General features: G+C 68.2%; 12 protein-coding genes. 3 read left to right on the plus strand and 9 right to left on the minus strand.

The genetic code is table 11. The features are described from left to right. Nucleotides 1-95: 95 nt before the first annotated feature. Nucleotides 96-1628, plus strand: a complete 1533-nt coding sequence (locus tag M8R19_RS14480) for an APC family permease (protein WP_249918132.1) — start codon at nucleotides 96-98, stop codon at nucleotides 1626-1628. A 228-nt stretch (nucleotides 1629-1856) separates the two neighbouring features. On the opposite strand, the gene M8R19_RS14485 is transcribed toward M8R19_RS14480, so the two are convergent. Beyond that, nucleotides 1857-2786, minus strand: a complete 930-nt coding sequence (locus M8R19_RS14485) for an AEC family transporter (protein WP_249918133.1) — start codon at nucleotides 2784-2786, stop codon at nucleotides 1857-1859. A gap of 107 nt (nucleotides 2787-2893) precedes the next feature. On the opposite strand from M8R19_RS14485, the gene M8R19_RS14490 reads away from it, so the two are divergent. Then, entirely contained in the window at nucleotides 2894-3784 is an 891-nt protein-coding gene (locus M8R19_RS14490; RefSeq protein WP_249918134.1) for a LysR substrate-binding domain-containing protein, read from the plus strand. Between the two features lie 139 nt (nucleotides 3785-3923). Here the strand turns inward: M8R19_RS14490 and M8R19_RS14495 are convergent, their stop codons facing one another. The 3 genes from M8R19_RS14495 to M8R19_RS14505 all read right to left on the minus strand — a co-directional run bounded on the left by M8R19_RS14495 (nucleotide 3924) and on the right by M8R19_RS14505 (nucleotide 7996). Next, complete coding sequence (locus tag M8R19_RS14495; RefSeq protein ID WP_249918135.1) at nucleotides 3924-4874, minus strand: adenosine deaminase; 951 nt, start codon at nucleotides 4872-4874, stop codon at nucleotides 3924-3926. A gap of 93 nt (nucleotides 4875-4967) precedes the next feature. Beyond that, nucleotides 4968-6758 carry an acyl-CoA dehydrogenase C-terminal domain-containing protein gene (locus M8R19_RS14500; RefSeq protein WP_249918136.1) on the minus strand — a complete coding sequence of 597 codons (1791 nt, stop codon included), beginning with the start codon at nucleotides 6756-6758 and terminating at the stop codon, nucleotides 4968-4970. Further along, nucleotides 6755-7996, minus strand: a complete 1242-nt coding sequence (locus tag M8R19_RS14505; protein ID WP_249918137.1) for a 3-hydroxyacyl-CoA dehydrogenase — start codon at nucleotides 7994-7996, stop codon at nucleotides 6755-6757. Before M8R19_RS14505 ends, M8R19_RS14500 begins: the two co-directional genes overlap by 4 nt. 109 nt (nucleotides 7997-8105) lie before the next feature. Between M8R19_RS14505 and M8R19_RS14510 the strand changes: the two genes are divergently transcribed. Further along, entirely contained in the window at nucleotides 8106-9008 is a 903-nt protein-coding gene (locus tag M8R19_RS14510; RefSeq protein WP_249918138.1) for a LysR family transcriptional regulator, read from the plus strand. Between the two features lie 339 nt (nucleotides 9009-9347). Here M8R19_RS14510 and M8R19_RS14515 read toward each other — a convergent pair whose 3' ends face one another. The 5 genes from M8R19_RS14515 to hslO all read right to left on the minus strand — a co-directional run bounded on the left by M8R19_RS14515 (nucleotide 9348) and on the right by hslO (nucleotide 16661). Next, the gene (locus tag M8R19_RS14515; protein WP_249918139.1) at nucleotides 9348-9950 is read right to left on the minus strand and encodes a nitroreductase family protein; all 603 of its coding nucleotides are present in this window, start codon (nucleotides 9948-9950) and stop codon (nucleotides 9348-9350) included. A gap of 95 nt (nucleotides 9951-10045) precedes the next feature. Further along, on the minus strand, nucleotides 10046-11539 hold the full coding sequence (locus tag M8R19_RS14520; RefSeq protein WP_249918140.1) for a flavin-containing monooxygenase: 1494 nt from the start codon (nucleotides 11537-11539) through the stop codon (nucleotides 10046-10048). Between the two features lie 125 nt (nucleotides 11540-11664). Beyond that, on the minus strand, nucleotides 11665-13599 hold the full coding sequence (locus tag M8R19_RS14525; RefSeq protein WP_249918141.1) for a RecQ family ATP-dependent DNA helicase: 1935 nt from the start codon (nucleotides 13597-13599) through the stop codon (nucleotides 11665-11667). A 458-nt stretch (nucleotides 13600-14057) separates the two neighbouring features. Continuing rightward, nucleotides 14058-15599, minus strand: coding sequence for a phosphoenolpyruvate carboxykinase (locus M8R19_RS14530; RefSeq protein ID WP_249918142.1), 1542 nt, complete (start codon nucleotides 15597-15599; stop codon nucleotides 14058-14060). A gap of 168 nt (nucleotides 15600-15767) precedes the next feature. Next, nucleotides 15768-16661, minus strand: a complete 894-nt coding sequence (gene hslO / locus M8R19_RS14535; protein WP_009614970.1) for an Hsp33 family molecular chaperone HslO — start codon at nucleotides 16659-16661, stop codon at nucleotides 15768-15770. Between the last annotated feature and the right edge of the window lie 71 nt (nucleotides 16662-16732).

Here is a 16732-nt window from a genome sequence, read left to right on the forward strand (position 1 = left end):
ATAACGACAATGAGCCCGTAGAGGGCAGCGGCGGATGCGCAAGCTCCGCCGCAGACAATCCGCCACTGCCCATTACCCCCTGAGAGGAAACAACGATGAGTGGGTCCCCTGCCAAGCGTGCCGCTGGCGTAACCGATTCCGATGCCGAGCAGCTCGCCGCGCTCGGCTACAGCTCGAACTTCGAGCGCAGCATGAGCCTGTGGGAGAACTTCTCCCTGGGCTTCACCTACCTGTCGCCGGTCGTCGGCGTCTACACCCTGTTCGGCCTGTGCCTGGCCGCCGGCGGCCCGCCGATGTTCTGGTCGTACCTGCTGATCGGCCTCGGCCAGCTGCTGGTGTGCCTGGTGTTCGGCGAGGTGGTCTCGCAGTTCCCGATCTCCGGCGGCGTCTACCCCTGGGCGCGGCGCCTGGTGGGCAAGCGCTGGGCGTGGATGGTCGGCTGGGTGTACGCCTGGGCGCTGTGCGCCACCATCGCCGGCGTCTCGGTCGGCGCCGGGCCCTACCTGGCGGCGCTGCTGGGCTTCGCGCCGGACGCGGACGTCAGCATCTACATCGCCCTGGCGCTGATCCTGGTTTCCACCGGTCTCAACCTGGTGGGCACCAAGCTGCTGGCGCGGGTGGCCATGTTCGGCTTCCTCTGCGAGCTGGTCGGCGCCATCCTGGTCGGCGGCTACCTGCTGATCTTCGAGCGCCACCAGCCGTTCAGCGTGCTGTTCGACACCTTCGGCCTCGGCGCGGCGCAGGGTTCCTACCTGCCGGCGTTCCTCGCCGCCTCCCTGGCCGGGCTGTTCCAGTACTACGGCTTCGAGGCCTGCGGCGACGTCGCCGAGGAAACCCCCAACCCCGGCAAGCGCATCCCCAAGGCCATGCGCATGACCATCTACATCGGCGGCGCCGCCGCGATGTTCGCCTGCCTCGCGCTGATCCTCTCGGTGCCGGACATGCACAAGGTGCTCGCCGGGGAAGACACCGACCCGGTCGCCACCATCCTGGCCAACGCCTTCGGCCCGCTGGGCTCGCGCCTGGTGATGGCGGTGGTGCTGGTGTCCTTCGTGTCCTGCGTGCTCAGCCTGCAGGCCGCCGCCAGCCGCCTGCTGTTCGCCTACGCCCGTGACGAGATGATCGTCGGCAGCCGCGCGCTGCAGCGCCTGTCGGCCAACCACGTGCCGTCCGCCGCGCTGATCGTCAGCGGCGTGGTGCCGGCGGCGATCGTCTGCCTGGGCCTGTTCATGGCCGACGCCACCGCCACCATCGTCGGCTTCGCCGCCATCGGCATCTACGTCGCCTTCCAACTGATCGTGGTCGCCGCGCTGATCGCCCGCGCCAAGGGCTGGGTGCCCGGCGGGCAGTTCAGCCTGGGCCCCTGGGGCACGCTGGTGAACGTCGCCGCGCTGGTCTACGGCGCCGGCGCCATCGCCAACATGGTCTGGCCGCGCAGCCCCGACGCGCCCTGGTACATCAACTACTCGATGATCCTCACCACCGCCGTGGTGCTGGGCGCGGGCGTGCTCTACATGCTGCTGGCCAGGCCCTACGACAAGGGCACCGCGCCGGCCGGCGACGCCCACCGGATTTCCGGCCGCCAACGATCCGTGCGCGCGACTGGCGCGCTTGCCGAACCGGCTTGATCGCAACCCTGACGCAATTCGGGCCATACGCCTGAGGGGCGCGTCCGGCGCCACGCGGGGTCCCCTCCCCGCGCCGGCGCCAAGCGGTTTGCGAACGGGCCTGCCAGCCCTGCGCTTGGCAGGCCCGGTTTTTTTACTGGGTTCCCGCGTTCGCGGGAATGACACCTGGAAACACGACCCTCGATCCCGTCATTCCCGCGAACGCGGGAACCTAAAAAACCACCCCGCTCAACGCGCAATCCACAACAGGCACAACGACAAGGTCACCAACGACCCCAGCGTCGACAACAGAATGCTGCGCGACACCACCGGCGCCTCGCGCTTGTAGTACTCCGCCAGCATGTACGGCCCGGTGCCGGTCGGCAGCGCACTGAGCAGCAGCGCCGAATCCGCCCACAACGGCGGCAGGGCGAACACCTTGTAGGCCAGCACCCCGGTCAGCAGCGGCTGCCCCACCAATTTGACCAATACCAGCGGCCAGGCACCCACCTGCGGGCCCTCCTGCTTTTGCGCCAGGAACAGGCCGAGTGAGATCAGCGCGCAAGGCGTGGTGGCCGCCGCCAGCAGGTCGAGGAAATGCATCACCGGCTCGGCCAGCCCCAGGCCGCTGGCGGCCCACAGGCCACCGATGATCGGCGAGACCACCAGCGGGTTCTTCAGCAGCGCGCGGCTCACCACCAGCACCGCGCGGCCGACGTGCTTCTCGCTCTGCAGGCCGACCTCGATGCACACCACGGCGACGGCGAACAGCACGCAGACCACCAGCAACGAGGCGATCAGCGCCGGCTCCAGGCCGTCCTGGCCGAACACCAGCAGGCACAGCGGGATGCCCATGTAGCCGGTATTGGCATAGGAGGCGCTGAGCCCGTCGATGCTCGCCGCCGGCAGCTCGCGGCCCTGCCACATACGCCAGGCCAGGGTGGCGACGAACACCAGCAGGCAGCCGGCGGTGAAGGCGGCGAGGAAGCCCGGCTGCCAGATTTCCGCCCAGGTGGAGGTGGCGGTGACCTTGAACAGCAGCGCCGGCAGGCACAGCCAGACCACCAGCTTGTTGATCTCCGACGCCGCGCCTTCGCCCAGGCGGTTGCTGCGGCGCGCCAGCCAGCCGGCCAGGATCAGCGCGAAGATGGGCAGGACGACGGCGATCACGGTGTGCATGGCAAGCTCGGCAAGGCGTTGTTATAGGAAGGCTGGCGAGCATAGGATTGCCGCATCGATACCGTCCAATGCTTGTTACGAGCCCGATCGATTCCGGAAACGCATCGATGATCGAACTGCGCCAACTGCGCTACTTCCTCGCCCTCGCCGAACACCTGCACTTCGGCCGCGCCGCCGAGGCCCTGCACCTGACCCAGCCGCCGCTGAGCCGGCAGATAGCCGCGCTGGAGGCCGAGCTGGGCACCCCGCTGTTCGCCCGCCACTCGCGCTCGGTGGAGCTGACCGCCGCCGGCCGCGAGTTCCAGCAGCACTGCAAGAGCCTGCTGGCCGGCCTCGACCTGGCGGTGCGCTCGGCCCAGGCCAGCGCCCGCGGCGAGCGCGGCGAACTGCGCCTGAGCTTCACCATGGTCGCCGCCTGGACGCTGCTGCCGACCCTGCTCAAGCGCTACAGCGACGCTTATCCACAGGTGAAGGTGGTGCTCAACGAAGTGCTGCCGCGCGACCTCGGCCCGGCGCTGGAAGCCGGCGAGGCCGACGTCGCCCTGACCTTCCCGGCCCGCGGGAGCGGCCAACTGCAATACCGCACGCTATTGCGCGAGCCGCTGTGCGCGGTGCTGCCTGGCAAGCATCCGCTAGCCGCGAACGCCCAGGTGGCGGTCGGGGACCTGGCGGGGGAATCGTTCATCAGCTTCCCCCACAGCACCGCGCCGGCGCTGCACGAAGCGGTGATGCAATGCTGCCGGGACAGTGGATTCGAACCACGCATCCAGCTGGAGCCGCACCTGCAGCAGACCATCGTCAACCTGGTGGCCGAGGGCCTGGGCGTGGCCCTGGTGCCGGACTCGATGCGCAAGATGCAGCTGCCCGGCGCCGCCTTCCGCAGCCTGGAAGGCTCGCCGCTGGTGGACTACGGCGTGGCCTGGAGCCCGCACAACGACAACCCGTGCCTGGCGGCCTTCCTGCGCTGCGCGGGGGTGCCAACACCCGACGACGGATAACCGCGAACGGTTCCAGGAAAGCACGGACGTAGGAGCGGACTCCGTCCGCGATGGCCGATCCACCGCACCAATCGCGGATAAATCCGCTCCTACGAAGAGCGTAGGGCGGATAACGCCCAGGGCGTTATCCGCCGCTCACTCATTTCACCAACCGCGCATCCAGGCTGTTCTGCGCCAACCGCTGCGCCTGCTCCTTCGTCATCCCCAGGTGCTCGTACAACGCCTGGAAGTTCTCGGTCACATACCCCCCGAAGTAAGCCGGATCATCCGAGTTCACCGTCACCTTCACCCCGCGCTCCAGCATCGCCAGGATGTTGTGCTGGCCCATGTGCTCGAACACGCACAGCTTGGTGTTGGACAACGGGCAGACGGTCAGCGGGATCTGCTCGTCGATGATGCGCTGCATCAGCCGCTCGTCCTCGATGGCGCGCACGCCGTGGTCGATGCGTTCGACCTTGAGCAGGTCCAGGGCTTCCCAGATGTATTCCGGCGGGCCTTCCTCGCCGGCGTGGGCCACGGTCAGCAGGCCCTCGGCGCGGGCGCGGTCGAACACGCGCTGGAACTTGCTCGGCGGGTGGCCCACTTCGGAGCTGTCCAGGCCCACGGCGACGAAGGCGTCGCGGAAGGGCATGGCCTGTTCCAGGGTCTTGAAGGCTTCTTCCTCGGACAGGTGGCGCAGGAAGCTGAGGATCAGGCCGTGGCTGATGCCCAGCTGCTGCTCGCCGTCCTTCAGCGCGCCCTGGATGCCGCGCAACACCACCTCGAAGGAGATGCCGCGGTCGGTGTGGGTCTGCGGGTCGAAGAAGGGTTCGACGTGGATGACGTTCTGCGCCTTGCACTTGAGCAGGTAGGCCCAGGTCAGGTCGTAGAAGTCCTGCTCGCTGCGCAGCACGTCGGCGCCGGCGTAGTAGAGGTCGAGGAATTCCTGCAGGTTGCTGAAGGCGTAGGCCTTGCGCAGGGTCTCGACGTCGGCCCAGGGCAGCTTCACCCGGTTGCGTTCGGCCAGGGCGAACAGCAGCTCGGGCTCCAGGGTCCCTTCCAGGTGCAGGTGCAGTTCGGCCTTGGGCAGGGCGTTGAGCCATTCGTACATGGGTGGTTTCTCGTCATCGGACTGAATCGATGCAAGTTTAACCCGGCCCGCCATGGCGGCCACCCCGGGCGAACCGGGGCGGCCGCCTGGCCGTCAGAAGGCGAAGTGCGCCTCGTCCAGCGCCATCAGGCAGCCGGCGCCGCCCAGCAGGGCCTCGCGGTACATGCTGGCGCGCGGCAGGATGCGCCGCAGGTAGAAGTCGGCGCTGGCCAGCTTGGCGCGGTAGAAGTCGCCCTCGCCGCTGCCGGCGTCCAGCGCTGCCTGGGCGGTACCGGCAGCGCGCAGCCAGAGCCCGGCGAGCAGCACGTAGGCGCTGTACTGCAGGTAGTCCACCGACATGGCGCCGATCTCCTGCGCATCGCGGCGGGTGGCGGCCAGCACGTCGGCGGTCAGCCCGCGCCATTCCTGGATGCGCTCGCGCACCACCGCGGCCATGGGTTCCAGCTCGGCGTGGGCGGCCAGCGCGGCGCAGGTTTCCGCCAGGTCGGCCTGCAGCGCGGCCATCTCGGCGCCGCCGTCGCCCAGCAGCTTGCGGCGGATCAGGTCCAGCGCCTGGATGCCGTTGGTGCCTTCGTAGATCTGCGTGATGCGGCTGTCGCGCATCAGTTGCTCCATGCCCCATTCACGGATGTAGCCGTGGCCGCCGTAGACCTGCACGCCAAGGCTGGCCACTTCCTGGCCCATGTCGGTGAAGAAGGACTTCACCAGCGGGATCAGCAGCGCCGCGCGCTTCGCCGCGGCCTTGCGGCCCTCGGCCTCGGGGTGGCCGTGCTCCAGGTCCAGCTCGCGGGCGCAGAGCGCGGCGAGCATGCGGCTGCCCTCGGTGAGGGTCTTCTGCGTCAGCAGCATGCGCCGCACGTCGGGGTGCACGATGATCGGGTCGGCGGCTTTCTGCGGCTGCGCGGGACCGGTCAGGGCGCGCGATTGCAGGCGCTCGCGGGCGTAGCTCAAGGCGCCCTGGAAGCTGCGCTCGGCGATGCCCAGGCCCTGCAGGCCGACCTGGAAGCGCGCGTCGTTCATCATGGTGAACATGCAGGCCAGGCCCTGGTTGGCCTCGCCCAGCAGCCAGCCGCTGGCGCCGTCGAAGTTCATCACGCAGGTGGAGGCGCCCTTGATGCCCATCTTGTGCTCGAGGGCGCCGCAGCTCAGCGCGTTGCGTGCGCCGGGCGTGCCGTCCGGGTTGGCGATGAATTTCGGCACGAGGAACAGGCTGATGCCCTTCACCCCGGCCGGGGCGTCCGGCAGGCGCGCCAGCACCAGGTGGACGATGTTCTCCGACAGGTCCTGCTCGCCGCCGCTGATGAAAATCTTGCTGCCGCTGACCGCGTAGCTGCCGTCGGCCCGGGGCTCGGCGCGGGTGCGCAGCAGCGCCAGGTCGGTGCCGGCCTGGGGCTCGGTGAGGCACATGGTGCCGGTCCACACGCCGCTGACCATCTTCGCCAGGTAGTCGCGCTGCAACTCGGCGCTGCCGTGCTTGTACAGCGCCAGCACGGCGCCCTCGGTGAGCCCGGAATAGACGCGGAAGGACAGCGACGCGGCCATCAGCATCTCGTGGAAGTTCGCCGCCACCAGCTGCGGGAAGCCCTGGCCGCCGAACTCGACCGGGCCGGTCATGCTCGCCCAGCCGTTGTCGCAGTACTGCTTGTAGGCCTCGCGGAAGCCGTCCGGGGTGGTCACCGCGCCGTCGTGCAGGGTCGCGCCCTGCTCGTCGCTGTTGCGGTTCAGCGGCGCCACCACCTCGCCGGTGTAGCGCGCGCCCTCTTCCAGCACGCCGTCGATCAGCTCGCGGTCCAGGCCGTTGCCCAGCAGCGCGCAGTGGCCGGTCGCGTCGAAGAGTTCGTGGAGGACGAAGCGCATGTCGCGCAGGGGGGCCTGGTAGCTCATGCCTGGTGCTCCTGCTGGATGTCGGCGAAGCGCCCGCCGCTGGCGGCCAGGCGCTCGATCAGCGCGGCCGGCTGCCAGTGCGCACCGTGCTGCCCGGCGAGGTCGCGCAGGCGCGCGAGGAGGGTCGGCAGGCCCTGGGCGTCGGCCCAGGCCATGGGACCGCCCTTGTCGGCGGGGAAGCCGTAGCCGTTGAGGTAGACGGTGTCGATGTCGGCGCTGCGGCTGGCGATGCCTTCGTCGAGGATCTTCGCGCCTTCGTTGACCAGCGCCAGCAGGCAGCGCTCGAGGATTTCCTCCGGGCCGATGTCGCGGCGCGCGTAGCCCAGGCGTTCGGATTCGCGCAGCACCAGGGCGTCGACCTCGGGGTCGTGCTCGGCCTGGCGGCTGCCGGGTTCGTAGTGGTAGAAGCCGTTGCCGCTCTTCTGGCCGAAGCGGCCCATCTCGCACAGGCGGTTGTCCACCTGCACGGTGGGCGCGTCCTGGCCCTTGCCGGCCAGCTCGCGGGCGCGCCATTCGAGGTCGATGCCGACCACGTCGAACATGCGGAACGGGCCCATGGCGAAGCCGAAGCCCTGCAGCGCGGCATCCACCTGGTAGGGCAGCGAGCCTTCGAGGATCAGCCGGCGCGACTCCTGCACGTACTTCTCCAGCATGCGGTTGCCGATGAAGCCGTGGCAGTTGCCGGCCACCACGCTGACCTTGCCCATGCGCCGGCCCAGCTCCAGGGCGGCTTCCAGCACGGCGGGCGCGGTTTCCGCGCCGCGCACGATCTCCAGCAGCTTCATGATGTGCGCCGGGCTGAAGAAGTGCAGGCCCAGCACCTGCGACGGGCGCTGGGTCACGGCGGCGATGGCGTCGACGTCAAGGTAGGAGGTGTTGCTGGCGAGGATCGCCGCGGGCTTCAGCGCCGCGTCCAGCTCGCGGAAGATCGCCTGCTTGAGTTCCAGGTTCTCGTAGACCGCCTCGATCACCAGGTCCGCCTCGCGGATCGCTGTGTAGTTGTCCACAGGCGAGATGCGCGCCCGCCGGGCCGCCGCCTCCATCTCGTCGATCCGCCCCTGGCGCACGTTGTGGGCGTAGGTGTCGGCCACCGCGCCCTGGGCCTGCAGCAGCATCTGCGGATTGTTGTCCAGCCACTGCACCTGCACGCCGGCGTTGGCCAGGCACATGACGATGCCGCGGCCCATGGTGCCGGCGCCTATCACCGCGGCGCTGCGAATCGGGGGAATCTGGCTCATGGTCTTCCTCTTGTTATCAAACGGGCGTTCGAGCAAAAAAGTGACAGTCACCTTAGGGAAGATCGGATTATTTTTGAAATTTAGTCTTGTGATGCGCAGTATTTAGCTGATGAATATAAATACCTTCGACCTGAACCTGCTGCGTGTCTTCGACGCCTTGTTGCGCGAGCGCAGCGTCTCCCGCGCCGCCGAGCGCCTGGCCCTGAGCCAGCCGGCGGTGAGCAACGCCCTGGGCCGCCTGCGCGAGCTGCTCGACGACCCGCTGCTGGTGCGCATCGGCCGCAGCATGCAGCCCACGCCGCGGGCGCTGGAGCTGGAGGCGCCGATCCGCGAGTCGCTGCAGCGCATCCTCCACAGCCTCAGCGGCACCGAGCGCTTCGACCCGGCGCGCAGCCGCCAGCGCTTCACCCTGGCGCTGACCGACTACGCCGAGCTGCTGTGCATGCCGGCGCTGCTGCAGCGCCTGGGCACGGAGGCGCCGGGCGTGGCCCTGGACGTGCGCCACCTGGCCCCGAGCCTGCCGGTGGAGGCGCTGGACAAGGGCCACCTGGACCTGGTGCTGGGCCGCTTCGAGGACATCCCGGCGCGCTTCGGCCGCCGCCCCTGGGCCAGCGAGACGCTGCGCCTGCTGGCGCGCCGCGGGCATCCGCGGGTGAACGGCCCGCTGGACCTCGACGGCTTCCTGAACGAGCGTCACCTGTGGGTGTCCGGCGGGCAGACCAAGGGCATGGTCGACCAGTGGCTGGCCAGCCAGGGCCTGAAGCGGCAGATCGCCTACGTCACCCCCAACTACCTGCAGGCCGCGCAACTGGTGGCCGGCACCGACCTGCTGACGGTGCTGCCGACGCGCCTGGCCGAATACTTCGCCAGGCTGCTGCCGCTGCAGGTGCTGGAGCTGCCCTTCGACGTCGGGCAGTTCCACCTGGAGCTGGTGTACCTGGCCCAGCGCGAGCGCGACCTGGCCTTGCAGTGGCTGGTGGGGCGGATGCTGGAGGCGGCGCCGAGGGCGTAGGGCCTGCGCCGAGATGCTTTTCGTAGGATGGGTTGAGCTTGCGAAACCCATGCGGTCACGGTGATGGGTATCGCTTCGCTCAACCCATCCTACGGGTGTGGTTCAGGGGGCAGGTCTGGCAGCAGTGCATGGGGGAGTCCGCAACCCTCCCCCCAGCCCTCGGAGGTTCGCATAACGCCTATGGCGTTATCCGCCGAATCGCGGACGGAGTCCGCTCCTACGGTTACAGGGGAGCTCGGGCGTAGGAGCGGACTTTGTCCGCGATTGGATCACCGGCCACACCGGACGCCCCGGTGGCACGTACAGCCCAAGGGCGCGTTCATTGGCCATCGGCAAACCTCAGAACCGATCGCGAATCACCACCTCGTCCAACGCCAGCTTGCCCACCCGCGGCTTGGGCGCCACGGCCTGCTTGCCGACGGCGACCATCAGGCCGATCACGTGGTTCTCCGGCAGGTTGATCAATTTGGCCACGGCGTCGAAATTGAAGCCGTCCATGGGGCACGAATCCAGGCCCTTGCCGCGGGCGGCGAGCATCAGTGTCTGGGCCATCAGGCCGCAGCTGCGCATGGTCTCGTCGCGCTGCACCTGGGGCTTGCCGCGGTAGTAGGCGTCGATGGCGCCGGCCATGTAGTCCTGCACTTCCTGGGGCGCGCCTTCCCAGACGCGGCGGGCGTTCTTTTCCCAGCTGTCGAGCTGGGCGCAGACCACCACCAGCATCGAGGCGTCGGTCACCTGGGCCTGGCCCCAGGCCACTTCGCGGATATGCGCGCGCAGCTGCGCATCGCTGACCTCGACCAGGCGCACGTGCTGCAGGTTGAAGGCCGAGGGCGCGAGCATGGCCAGCTGCAGCAGCTCGTCCTTCTCTTCGCGGCTGAGGGTGAAGGCCGGGTCGTAGCCCTTGACCGCGCGGCGGCTGCGGATGGCTTCGTCGATATGCATGGGGACTCCTTTCGTTGACGGCGAAAAATGTCCGCCATGGTAAACCGCCCGGGCGCAGGCTTCAGGCGGTTTTCCCGATAGGAATCATCGAATCGCTACACCGCCTGCAACGAGGCCTCGTCATCCTGCTGAACGCGCGGCGAGGTGAAGGTCAGGTAGCCGTCCTCCACCTTGCCGTGGCGCAGCAGTGCCAGGTCCAGGGCGTAATTCTGGTAGAGCTTCCAGGGCGTGCGGTCGCCCTGCTTGGGCATCCTGTCGGCGGCGCGCTGGATGTAGCCGGAGTTGAGGTTGAGGAAGGGCTCCTCCTTCACCTGGCCGGCGCCGGCGCGCGGCGTGCACTGGCGCATGCCGATGGCGTCCATGTGGTTGATCAGGCGGCAAAAGTACTCGCTGGAAAGGTCCGCCTTGAGCGTCCAGCTGGCGTTGGTGTAGCCAACCACCGCGGCCAAGTTGGGCAAATCGCGCAGCATGATGCCGCGGTAGCCCATGCTCTGGTTGACCTGGAACGGCTTGCCGTCCACCGCCAGCTCGGCGCCGCCGAACATCACCAGGTCCAGGCCGGTGGCGGTGACGATGACGTCGGCCTCCAGCACCTGCCCGGACTTCAGGCGGATGCCCTTCTCGCAGAAGCCGTCGATGTGCTCGGTGACCACCGAGGCCTTGCCCTTGCGCAGCGCCTTGAACAGGTCGCCGTCGGGCACGCAGCACACGCGCTCGTCCCACGGCTTGTAGCGCGGGCTGAAGTGGCGCATGTCGAAGTCCTTGCCCAACTGGTGCCTGGCCAGCCCCAGCAGGGCCTTGCGCGCCAGGTTGGGGAAGGTCTTGGCGAACAGGAAGAAGACCATCTGCATGGTCACGTTGCGCGCCCGCGCCTGGCGGTACACCCAGGTCTCGGGGAGGAAGCGGCGCAGGAAGTTCGATATCGGGTCCTTCTGCGGCAGGCTGATCACGTAGGACGGCGAGCGCTGCAGCATGGTGACGTGGCGCGCCTTGTCGGTCAGCGAGGGCACCAGGGTCACGGCGGTGGCGCCGCTGCCGATGACCACCACGCTCTTGTCCGCGTAGTCGAAGCCTTCCGGCCACAGCTGCGGGTGGATGATCTGCCCGCGGAAACTGTCGCTGCCCTTGAATTCCGGGGTGTAGCCGGCCTCGTAGCGGTAGTAGCCGGTGCACATCAGCAGGAACTGCGCGCTCATGCGCACCGGTTCCGGCTCGTCGCCGCGCTGCACGGTCAGCTGCCAGCGCGCACTGTCGCTGTTCCAGTCGGCCTTGAGCACGCGGTGGCGGTAGCGGATCTTGCGGTCGATGCCGTTTTCCTGCGCGGTCTCCTCGATGTAGTGGCGGATCGAGGGGCCGTCGGCGATGGCCTTGGCGTCGGTCCAGGGCTTGAAGTTGTAGCCCAAGGTGTACATGTCCGAGTCGGAACGGATGCCCGGGTAGCGGAACAGGTCCCAGGTGCCGCCCATGGCCTCGCGGCCCTCGAGCAGGGCGAAGGTCTTGCCCGGGCAGTGCTTCATCAGGTGGTAGGCGGCGCCGATACCGGACAGGCCGGCGCCGACGATCAGGACATCCAGGTGCTCGACAGACATGGGGGCTCCTCGGCCGGGTGGCGGGCAACGCCTTGCTGAGTCTAGGAGGAAATTCCTCCCCCGTACCCTACAAGGGCCACCACCGGCCGGCGCCCCACCCTAGGATGGGTGGAGCCGCCGCGGCGTTACCCTTGCGCCAGCTGCGCCATCACCCAGGCGCGCACCTGGGCGTAGGGGTAGTCCTCCAGCGCCGCGTAGCCCGGCAGCGTGCGCGCCCGCAGGCGGGTGAAGGCCGGCACGCTGATGCCGCAGAGGAAGCGCGTCACGCAGTCGGCGCTGGGCGGCATGCCGCGGGCGCCCTGGTACTTGTCGAGGAAGGCGGCGCAGCGGCTGTGCAACGTCTGCCCATCCAGCGGCGGCAGGGCCGGCGGCTCCGGCAGGTGGGCGACGCGGCCGGCGCAGACCGAGCAGTGCCCGCAGTGCTCCGGCGCCCGCTCGTCGCCGAAGTAGCGGGCCAGGCGCCGGCTCAGGCACTGGTCGCTGGCGAACAGTTCCAGCATGGCGCCGATGCGCGCGATCTCGCTGGCCTCGTGGCGCTTGAAGTAGGCGTACAGCTCGTCGCTGAGCGCATCCATGTCGAAGCCCGCCTCGCGCACCGCATAGACCTCGGTCATCTGCTTGCTTTCCAGCTCGATCCAGCCGCGCTCCTGGAAGTAGTCCAGGGCCTTCACCACCCGCGCGCGCTCGGCGCCGTGGCGCTGGTAGAGGGCGTCGAAATCGAGGGTCGACCAGGTGCGCGCCCGCGCCGAGGTGTCGAGGATGGCCTCGACGAACTGCCGTCGCTCGCCCTCGAAGTGGCCCAGCAGCGCCGCGGGCTCGATCAGGTTCTTGAAGCGGTATTCGGCGAAGTAGGCGAAGCGCGGGGCGATGATGCCGCGCAGCTCCAGTTGCACCAGCAGCGTCTTGAGCGGCAGTTGGCGGATGTTCGACTGGTCCGACAGCGCGGTCAGCATCAGCTCCCACTGGCCGTTGGGCGCCGCGGCGATTTCCGCCAGCACGCTGCGGATGCCCTCGCGCTCGGGGGTGTCGCCGTAGACGAAGTTCTCCAGCACGCTGAGGCTGTCGCGGTTGGCCAGCACCAGGCACTCCGAGGGCTGGCCGTCGCGGCCGGCGCGGCCGATCTCCTGGCTGTAGTTCTCCACCGACTTGGGCAGGTCGAAGTGCACCACGTTGCGGATGTCGCTCTTGTCGATGCCCATGCCGAAGGCGATGGTCGCGACTATGCAGTTCAGCGCGCCGCCCATGAAGCGCTGCTGGATGGCCTCTCGTTCGGCGTGGTCCATGCCGGCGTGGTAGGCGCGGGCCGGGGTGCCGCGCTCGGAAAGGTGCGCGGCGATGTCCTCGGCGGTCTTCTGCTGGGTCACGTAGACGATGCTCGGCTGCCCGGCCCGCGCGCCCAGCCATTCCACCAGGCGCGCACGCTTGGCGGCGCCGGCCACCGGCTCCACCTGCAGGTCGAGGTTGGCGCGGTAGAAGCCGGTGGTGACCACGTCGGCCTCGGCGATGGCGAACTTGGCGCGCATGTCGGCGATCACCGCCGGCGTCGCGGTGGCGGTCAGCAGCAGCACCTGGGGGATGCGGAACTGCTTCTGGTAGGCCGGCAGCTTCAGGTAGTCGGGGCGGAAGTTGTGGCCCCATTCGGAGATGCAGTGGGCCTCGTCGACCACCAGCAGGGAGATCGGCACTTCGCCGATGAAGTTGCGGAAGCGTTCGTTCTTCAGGCGTTCCACGGAAATCATCAGCACCTTCAGCTCGCCGCTGCGGGCGCGGGCCATGGTCTGCGCCACCTGCTCGCGGCTCTGCGCCGAGTCGATGCTGGCGGCGGCGATGCCGTGGCGGGCGAGGAAGGCCAACTGGTCCTGCATCAGCGCGATCAGCGGCGACACCACCAGGGTCAGGTGCGGCAGCAGCAGCGCCGGCAACTGGTAGCACAGCGATTTGCCCGAGCCGGTGGGGAAGATCGCCGCCGCCGAGCGCCCGCCCAGCACGGCGCTGACCGCCGCCTCCTGGCCGGGGCGGAACTGGCGGAAACCGAAGACGCGTTCGAGGGTATCGTGCATGCGGGTATCTCCCTTACCGGTCATGGGTGGAAACGCCATGCTAGGGGTAGCCATTGTAGGAGCGAGCTTGCTCGCGAACGACCCGATTCCGGTTCAGAGGAAAGTACGCTCCTAAGGTAGCCCCGTAGGAGTACTGTCTTACCGGCTGCGCCGAGGTGCTTTTCGTAGGATGGGTTGAGCTTGCGAAACCCATGCGGTCGTGGCGATGGGTATCGCTTCGCTCAACCCATCCTACGAGGGAGGAATACCGTGCTCCCCGGCAACCTGTAGGAGCGGGCCCTGCCCGCGATTCGCGCGCAGGGCGCGCTCCTACAGGGGAATGGCGTGGGTGGGGCGGCGTAGGAGCGGATCTTATCCGCGAAGCGCGCCAATACGCCCGGCTATCGCGGACAAGCTCCTACAGGGGTCGGCCAATGAAAAAGCCGCCCGGAGGCGGCTCTTTCGGCGAACGGGCGCGCTTACAGCTGCGGGCCAGCGTTCTTGATGGCTTCGCTCACTTCGAACTTCTTGAAGTTCTCGATGAACTTGCCGGCCAGGCCCTTGGCGGCTTCGTCGTAGGCGGCCTGGTCAGCCCAGGTGTTGCGCGGGTTGAGCAGGTTGGTCTCGACGCCCGGGACGGCCTTGGGCACGTCCAGGTTGATGATGTCCAGGTGCTCGGTCTCGGCGCCGACCAGAGCGCCGCTCTGGATGGCGGCGATCACGCCACGGGTGGTCGGGATGTTGAAGCGCTTGCCGACGCCGTAGCCACCGCCGGTCCAGCCGGTGTTGACCAGGTACACCTTGGAGCCGAAGGCCTTGATGCGCTTGATCAGCAGCTCGGCGTAGACGCCGGCCGGGCGCGGGAAGAAGGGCGCGCCGAAGCAGGTGGAGAAGGTCGACTTGATGCCGCCGCCCGAACCCATCTCGGTGGAACCGACCAGCGCGGTGTAGCCGGACAGGAAGTGGTAGGCCGCCTGCTCGTTGTTCAGGATCGACACCGGCGGCAGTACGCCGGTCAGGTCGCAGGTCAGGAAGATCACCGCGTTGGGCTCGCCGCCCAGGTTGGCTTCCGAACGCTTCTCGACGTGCTCCAGCGGGTAGGCCGCGCGGGAGTTCTGGGTCAGGCGGTCGTCGGCGTAGTCCGGGGTGCGCTCCTCGTCGAGGACCACGTTCTCCAGCACGGCGCCGAACTTGATGGCCTTCCAGATGACCGGCTCGTTCTTCTCGGACAGGTCGATGCACTTGGCGTAGCAGCCGCCTTCGATGTTGAAGACGACGCCTTCGCCCCAGCCGTGCTCGTCGTCACCGATCAGGTAACGGCTCTCGTCGGCCGACAGGGTGGTCTTGCCGGTGCCGGACAGGCCGAAGAACAGGGTCACGTCGCCCGCTTCGCCGATGTTGGCGGCGCAGTGCATCGGCAGCACGTCCTTTTCCGGCAGCAGGTAGTTCTGCACCGAGAACATGGCTTTCTTCATTTCACCGGCGTAGCGCATGCCGGCGATCAGCACTTTCTTCTGGGCGAAGTTGAGGATGACGCAGCCGTCGGAGTTGGTGCCGTCACGCTCGGGCACGCATTCGAAGTTGGCCACGTTCAGCACCTGCCACTCGTCGCGGCCGGCCGGGTTGTAGGTTTCCGGGTTGATGAACAGCTGACGGCCGAACAGGTTCTGCCAGGCGGTGGCGGTGGTCATCTTGACCGGCAGGTAGTGATCGGCGGCCGAACCTACATGCACGTGGGAAACGAAGTGGTCCTGGGCGCCGTTGAAGGCCTGGACGCGCTCCCAGAGGGCGTCGAACTTGTCGGCCGGGAACGGGCGGTTGATCGCGCCCCAGGCGATGGAGTCCTTGCTGCCGGGCTCTTCGACGATGAAGCGGTCGGCAGGCGAGCGGCCGGTGCGGTGGCCGGTTTCCACCACCAGCGAGCCGTTGTCGGCCAGGCGACCTTCGCCGCGGCGAATGGCTTCCTCGACCAGTTGGGCAACGCTGATATCGGTGTACACGGCTTTGTTGGCTTGCGTCATGTGGGTCCCCATCGGCCGGAGCCGAGTCCTCCAAACATTGCGTAGTGACTTCTAATTTCCACTACAGCGGAAAAAAGTCGCGGGATTATGCCAGAAAAGAACGGTTCTCGTGCAGCCTCTGATCCGGCGAGGGCGTCAATGGTTCGGCTATCGCCCCGATAGCGCCGATCAATGGCGGGTTTGTGACGGCGCCGCGCTGCCGCCGCCGGCGAACAGCTGGGCGATGTCGCTGCCGTCGAAGGCGTAGCGCTGGTTGCAGAACTGGCAGTCGACGGTGATCTCGCCGCCCAGCTCGCCCAGCAGGCGCTCGGCGTCTTCCTTGCCGAGGCTGACCAGGGCGTTGGCCGAGCGCTCGCGCGAGCAGCTGCAGCGGAACACCAGCGGCTGCGGCTCGAACAGGCGCACCGCTTCCTCGTGGTACAGGCGGTGCAGCAGGGTCTCGTTGTCCAGGCCCAGCAGCTCCTCGACGTTGAGGGTGTCGGCCAGGGTGGTCAGGTGCTGCCAGCTGGCCTCGCGGTCCTCGGCGTCCTTCAGGCGGTCGGCGGGCAGTTGCTGCAGCAGCAGGCCGCGGGCGTGGCGGCCGTCGGCGCCCAGCCAGAAGCGCGTGGGCAACTGCTCGGAAGTGGCGAAGTAGGACGACAGGCAGTCCGCCAGGCAGGCGCCCTCCAGCGGCACTATGCCCTGGTAGCGCTGGCCGTTCTTCGGGTCCACGGTCATGGTCAGCACGCCGTCGGGCATCAGGTCGAGCAGGCCGGCGCTGTCGCGGATGGCCTCGGCGTCGTAGCGGGCCAGGCCGCGCACTTCGCGGTCGCTGGAGCATTCCACCATGAGCAGCGGCACGGCGCCGCTGGAGCGCGCCTGCAACACCAGCAGGCCGTCGAACTTCAGGGTGCCGCACAGCAGCGCCGCGGCGGCGAGCATCTCGCCCAGCAGCTGCGCCACCGGCTGCGGGTAGGGGTGCTTGGCCAGCACTTCGGCGAAACTGCGTTCGAGCGCGACCATTTCACCGCGAACGTCGGTGTTGTCGAAGAGGAAACGCTGACTTTGATCGATCTGGGACATGCTGGGCACAACGCTGGCTAAGGCACAAATACATGACAAGCTGATGGCAAAGGCCTATAAAGCGCGCTTTG

The organism is Pseudomonas sp. R3.Fl (assembly GCF_023516765.1).
Taxonomy (GTDB): Bacteria; Pseudomonadota; Gammaproteobacteria; order Pseudomonadales; family Pseudomonadaceae; genus Pseudomonas; species Pseudomonas citronellolis.

Bases quoted from the DNA above. Each gene is read 5' to 3' on its own strand.
- M8R19_RS14480 (WP_249918132.1), top strand. From the start codon at position 96: ATGAGTGGGTCCCCTGCCAAGCGTGCCGCTGGCGTAACCGATTCCGAT.
- M8R19_RS14485 (WP_249918133.1), bottom strand. From the start codon at position 2,786: ATGCACACCGTGATCGCCGTCGTCCTGCCCATCTTCGCGCTGATCCTG.
- M8R19_RS14490 (WP_249918134.1), top strand. From the start codon at position 2,894: ATGATCGAACTGCGCCAACTGCGCTACTTCCTCGCCCTCGCCGAACAC.
- M8R19_RS14495 (WP_249918135.1), bottom strand. From the start codon at position 4,874: ATGTACGAATGGCTCAACGCCCTGCCCAAGGCCGAACTGCACCTGCAC.
- M8R19_RS14500 (WP_249918136.1), bottom strand. From the start codon at position 6,758: ATGAGCTACCAGGCCCCCCTGCGCGACATGCGCTTCGTCCTCCACGAA.
- M8R19_RS14505 (WP_249918137.1), bottom strand. From the start codon at position 7,996: ATGAGCCAGATTCCCCCGATTCGCAGCGCCGCGGTGATAGGCGCCGGC.
- M8R19_RS14510 (WP_249918138.1), top strand. From the start codon at position 8,106: ATGAATATAAATACCTTCGACCTGAACCTGCTGCGTGTCTTCGACGCC.
- M8R19_RS14515 (WP_249918139.1), bottom strand. From the start codon at position 9,950: ATGCATATCGACGAAGCCATCCGCAGCCGCCGCGCGGTCAAGGGCTAC.
- M8R19_RS14520 (WP_249918140.1), bottom strand. From the start codon at position 11,539: ATGTCTGTCGAGCACCTGGATGTCCTGATCGTCGGCGCCGGCCTGTCC.
- M8R19_RS14525 (WP_249918141.1), bottom strand. From the start codon at position 13,599: ATGCACGATACCCTCGAACGCGTCTTCGGTTTCCGCCAGTTCCGCCCC.
- M8R19_RS14530 (WP_249918142.1), bottom strand. From the start codon at position 15,599: ATGACGCAAGCCAACAAAGCCGTGTACACCGATATCAGCGTTGCCCAA.
- hslO (WP_009614970.1), bottom strand. From the start codon at position 16,661: ATGTCCCAGATCGATCAAAGTCAGCGTTTCCTCTTCGACAACACCGAC.